The sequence below is a fragment of the Promicromonospora sp. NPDC057488 genome, from assembly GCF_042802395.1.
Lineage (GTDB): Bacteria > Actinomycetota > Actinomycetes > Actinomycetales > Cellulomonadaceae > Promicromonospora.
The window spans coordinates 1-1,946 of record NZ_JBHVEG010000332.1 but is presented as its reverse complement, the minus strand read 5'-3'; the positions used below and the strand labels follow the sequence as shown (position 1 = coordinate 1,946).

General features: G+C 70.3%; 2 protein-coding genes. Both read right to left on the bottom strand.

Annotated features, from left to right (window positions below; genetic code table 11):
• Window positions 1-69: 69 nt before the first annotated feature.
• Window positions 70-1,377, bottom strand: a complete 1,308-nt coding sequence (locus ACFU5G_RS29820) for an MFS transporter (protein WP_377252757.1) — start codon at window positions 1,375-1,377, stop codon at window positions 70-72.
• Window positions 1,374-1,829: a MarR family winged helix-turn-helix transcriptional regulator gene (locus ACFU5G_RS29815; RefSeq protein WP_377252755.1), complete on the bottom strand. Its 456-nt coding sequence runs from the start codon at window positions 1,827-1,829 to the stop codon at window positions 1,374-1,376. Before ACFU5G_RS29815 ends, ACFU5G_RS29820 begins: the two co-directional genes overlap by 4 nt.
• Window positions 1,830-1,946 lie beyond the last annotated feature (117 nt).

The window sequence follows — 1,946 nt, the reverse complement described above, 5'->3', positions numbered from 1 at the left end:
GGCCCGAAATCAGCGTGATTCCGGGCCCAATGGCTGGGTAGAAGCGCACCTTGGGGTGTCGCCGTCGCGCTACGCCGCCAGGGCCTGGCGCTCCGGGGTCGGGTCCGCCAGGGGCGGGTAGTCGACCTGGAGGTACGGGCGCGGGATGCGGTGCTCGCGGGAGAGCCGCGCGCGGACCCGCACGTGCCACGTCCGGTAGGCCCAGACCGTCGCGATCGCCGCGACCAGCAGCGTGGCCACGGCACCGATCAGCACCGCGTACCGCGGGCCGAACGTCTCGCCGATCCAGCCGACGACGGGGGAGCCCAGCGGCGTGGTGCCGAGCAGCACCATCATGTAGATCGACATGACGCGACCGCGCATCTCGGGCGCGACCGAGAGCTGGATCGCCGCGTTGGCCGACGTCAGCATGGTGAGCGACGCGAAGCCGACCGGGATGCACATGATCAGGTAGCCGAGGTAGGTCGGCATGACCGCCTGGATGCCCATGGCGATCGCGAACGCGAACGCCGCACCGAGCACGAGCCGCACCCGCGGCCGCTCGCGGCGGGCCGCGAGGAGCGCACCGGCGAGCGAGCCGATCGCGAGCACGGACCCGAGGATGCCGTACTCGCCGGCGCCCCGCCCGAACTCGACGCGCGCCATCATGGCGGAGGTGAGCTGGAAGTTCAGGCCGAACGTGGAGACCACGCCCATCACGACCATGATCACCACGATGTCGCTGCGCCCACGGATGTAGGACAGGCCCTCGCGGATCTGTCCCTTGGCGCGCGAGGCGGTGGGCTGCACCCGCAGGTCGCGCATCCGGGTGAGCGCCAGGATCACGGCACCGAAGGCGATGCCGTTGATGATGAACACCCAGCCGGTGCCGACGGCCGCGATGAGCAGGCCCGCCACACCGGGACCGATGAGGCGTGCGGCGTTGAAGTTCGTCGAGTTGAGCCCGACGGCGTTCGCGAGCCGCTTGGTCGGCACGAGCTCGGCGACGAACGTCTGGCGCACCGGCCCGTCGATCGCGCTCACGACACCCAGCAGGGTGGCGAACACGTACACGTGCCACAGCTCGGCAGCGCCGGACAGCACCAGCGCACCGAGCCCGAGGCCCAGTACGCCCATGCCGCCCTGCGTCATCATCAGGAGCTTGCGGCGGTCGACGCGGTCGGCCAGCAGGCCGGCCCACGCGGACAGGAAGATGTGCGGGATGAACTGCAGCGCGGTCACGATGCCGACCGCGACGCCGGAGTTGTTGGTCAGGAGGGTCAGGACGACCCAGTCCTGCGCCACGCGCTGCATCCAGGTGCCGATGTTGGCGACGAGAGCGCTGGCGAACCAGAGACGATAGTTACGATATTTAAGGCTGGCGAAGGTTGCGCTCATCGAGCGGCGATCCGCAGGAGGAGCTCGCTGGCTCCTGCAAGGATCTCTCTCTCCTCTACGGTCAGGGTGGACAGCTGTTTGGTGAGCCAGGCGTCGCGACGCCGCCGGGTCTCGGCGACCTCACGCTCGCCGGCCGCGGTGAGGCGGACGACGACCTGGCGCTTGTCGGTCGCGTGCTCCACCTTCTCGACGAGGCCGAGCTCGGCCAGGGTGTTCACCGCTCGGGTCATCGACGGGGGGCGCACGCGCTCGTGCTCGGCGAGGGAGCCGGGGGACATCTCGCCGTGTCGGTGCAGCACCGTCAGGATCCCGAACTGCCCCTCAGGGAGGTCGGCCTCACCGCGCTCGGCGCGCAGGCGGCGGGACACTCGGGTGAGGGCGACACGGAGGTCGCCCCCGACGGTCGCCGGGCTACGGCTGGACCTGCGGGAGCTCGACGGCACCCTAGGCATTCTAGTTCATTAGCCTTGCTAACGGTACGTGGGTGTGGTCACACCGGGCGGCGTCGGACGGCGGGAAAAACCCAGGTGAGAACGGCGAAGCGCCCGCCCCCGGGGAAGGGGGACGGG

What these genes read in the sequence shown, in the direction of transcription:
- ACFU5G_RS29820 (WP_377252757.1), bottom strand. Translation starts at nt 1,377, where the DNA reads ATGAGCGCAACCTTCGCCAGCCTTAAATATCGTAACTATCGTCTCTGG.
- ACFU5G_RS29815 (WP_377252755.1), bottom strand. Translation starts at nt 1,829, where the DNA reads ATGCCTAGGGTGCCGTCGAGCTCCCGCAGGTCCAGCCGTAGCCCGGCG.